This is a genomic window from Streptomyces sp. NPDC055078 (assembly GCF_053607985.1).
Genome location: NZ_JBSGUP010000865.1, coordinates 1 through 2,938 on the forward strand (window position 1 = coordinate 1; position 2,938 = coordinate 2,938).

At 76.1% G+C, this 2,938-nt stretch carries 2 protein-coding genes; one reads left to right on the forward strand and one right to left on the reverse strand.

The window, feature by feature from the left end; translation table 11 throughout:
* Positions 1-1,249, reverse strand: a 1,249-nt coding sequence (locus ACWF94_RS37850; RefSeq protein ID WP_453499380.1) for an aldehyde dehydrogenase family protein, incomplete at its 3' end; no start/stop codon positions are given.
* A gap of 149 nt (positions 1,250-1,398) precedes the next feature.
* Between ACWF94_RS37850 and ACWF94_RS37855 the strand changes: the two genes are divergently transcribed.
* Complete coding sequence (locus tag ACWF94_RS37855) at positions 1,399-2,865, forward strand: PucR family transcriptional regulator (RefSeq protein ID WP_453499382.1); 1,467 nt, start codon at positions 1,399-1,401, stop codon at positions 2,863-2,865.
* Positions 2,866-2,938 lie beyond the last annotated feature (73 nt).

Here is a 2,938-nt window from a genome sequence, read left to right on the forward strand (position 1 = left end):
CCACCACCAGCGCCACCGGGCCGAAACACTCCGCCAGCAGCCGGGAGCCGGGCCGCAGCGCCCGCGCGGGCGCTGTCAGCACCGTCGGCGCGGCGGCGAACCCCTCCGCCTGCGGTGGTACGGAGGCGATCACCTCGGCCCCCGCCGCCACCAGATCGGCCACACCCTGCCGGCAGGCCGCCGCGATGCCCTCGGTCAGCAGCGGTCCTGGCCGTACGCCGCTGAGCGCGGTGGCGACCGCATCCGCCGCACCGCTGCCCGCCGGGGCGAGCAGCAGACCGGGCTTGGTGCAGAACTGGCCCTGCCCCAGGGTGAACGACCCGGTGAAGCCCTCCGCCGCCTCGGTCAGGGAGGCCCGGTCCGCCGCGACGGCCGGAGTGAGGACCGCCGGATTCACGGTCCCCATCTCGGCGAAGACGGGCACCGGCACCGGGCGGCGGGCCGCGCGTTCGACCAGCGCCAGACCGCCACTCTGCGACCCGGTGAAGGCCACCGCCGTCACCTCGGGCGCGTCCACCAGGGCGAGCCCTGCGTCGAAGCCGGTGACCAGCGCGAACGACCCGTCGGGCGCCCCGGCGCCACGCAGCGCGGACGCGACCAGGGTGCCGAGCCGCGCGCTCAGCCGGGGATGCGCGGGGTGCGCCTTGGCCAGGACCGGGCAGCCGGCGGCCAGCGCGGACGCGGTGTCGTGCCCGGCGACCCCGAAGGCGAACGGGAAGTTGCTCGCGCCGAAGACCGCGACGGGGCCCAGCGGCCGGTTGATCCGCCGCAGTTCCACCGAGCCGGTCGTCCGGGGCCCGTCGATCCGTACGCCCAGCCAGCCGCCCTCGACGGCGACCGACCCGTAGAAGCGCAGCTGCGCCGCCGCGCGGCCCACCTCGCCGCGCAGCCGGTCCGGGCCCAGCGCGCTCTCGGCGTCGGCGAGCGCGGTCAGCTCGTCGGCGTGCTCCTCCAGCGCGTCCGCGACGGCCGTGAGCCAGGCCGCCCGTACGGCGGGGGCGGTGGCGGCGACACCTCCCGCGTCGCGCGCGGCTGCGGAGAGGAGGGCCGACAGCTCCGCCGCCGTGGTGACCGGCGGCCCGGCGGTCGCGGCGCCGGTACGCGGATCACGGCTGACTTCGGTGTCATGGCGGACCTCGGTGTCACGGCTGACTTCGGTGTCATGGCTGGCCTCGGGGTGACGGCTGACCTCGGCGCCAGAGCGGACCTCGGCGCCAGGGCTCACCTCGGGAGGGGGAACAGGGGGCATCCGGGACGTCCTTCCGTAGCGCGGGGCTGGCTCAGTGTTCTGGTGCTCCCGAAGCTATGCGCGGCCGGCCCTGGAAATCCTTGGATGTTCCGACCGATAATGATGAGACCTTGTACGTCTCGCACAACATCCGACCCCCGGGAGGTCCCGTGCCCGCGCTCGACGACCTCGTACGACTGCTGGGCGACGACCTCGAACCCGTCGCGCCCGCCGAACCGCCGCCCCGGGAGATCACCGGTGTCCACGTCAGCGAGCTGACCGATCCGACGCCGTATCTCGCGGGCGGGGAACTGCTGCTCACCACGGGCATGGGGCTCACCGGCCAGACCGCGCAGGCCCGTGCGTACACCGCGCGGCTGGCGGCCCACGGCGTCACCGCGCTCGGCATCGGCCTCGGACCGGTGCACGGCACGGTCCCCGAGACCCTGGTACGGGCCTGCGAGAGCGCCGGGCTGCCGCTGCTGGCCGTGCCGGCGCCCACCCCCTTTCTCACCGTCGCGCGCACCTACTGGTCACTGACGGCGGCGGCCGGGCAGGAGGAACTGAGCGCGGCCCTCGGCGCCCACCGCGAACTGGTGCGCTCGGCGGCCGGACCGGACCCCGTCCGCGCCGTGGTGCGCACCCTGGCCGACGCGGTGGAGGGCTGGGCAGCCCAGCTCACCCCTCAGGGCGAGGTGACGGCGGTCTGGCCGCGCGCGCACCGGGCGAGCGCCGGGCGGATCGCGGCGGAGGTCGCCCGGCTGCGGGTCGCGGGCCCGCACTCATCCGCGACCTTCCCGCTCGGCGGGGACGATGTCGTTCTCCATCCGCTGACCGGCCGGGGCCCGCTGAGCGGTTTCGTGGCGACCGGCTGCCCCCGTCCGATGAAGGCCCCCGACCGGCAGCTCGTCCTGACCGCCTGCGCCCTGCTCGCCCTGCAGAGCGAGCAGCGGCGGCGGGGCGTCACGGCGGCGCGCACCGCGCGGGGGTGTGTGGTCCGGTTGCTGCTGAGCGGCCATCTCGACGCCGCGCGCTCCCTCGCCGCCGACCTCGGGCTGCCCGCGATCGCCCCCCGGGTCCGGCTGCTCGCCATGGCGGGGCTCACCGACGGCACCGACGCCGTCTTCGACGCTCTCGAACCGGTCGCGGCGGGCCATGGGCGGCAGCTTCTGGCCGTCGACGAACCGGACGAGGTCTGGGCACTGATCCCGGGCGAGGACGCGGAGGCCATGCGGGCCACCGCACTGCGGCTGACCTCGGAACACCCCCACGGGGCCAGAGGCGCCCTCGGCCCCGAGACCTCGGTGGCCGAACTGCACCGGCAACTCCCGGCGCTCCGGCGCACCCTGGCGGCCCTCCCGCCCGGCACCCTGCGCGACCTGACCGCCCCCGGCACACCCGGCGCCCCGTCCCTGGACGCCCTCCTGAGCTACCGGCGCACCGATCTGGTCGGCGCCGTCGCCGCCTATCTCCGCCACCGGGGCCACTGGGAGCGCGCCGCCGCCGACCTCGGCGTCCACCGCAACACCCTGCGCCACCGCATCGCGACCGCCACCCGGCTGCTGGGCACGGACCTCGACGACCCGGACACCGCGAGCCGCATCTGGCTGGCGCTGCGTGAGAACGGGCTCGCGTGACCAACGGCTCCGGGAAACCCGTCGGCGGCAGTACGCACGAAGGTGCCGCCTCCGTCAGTACGGAGGCGGCACC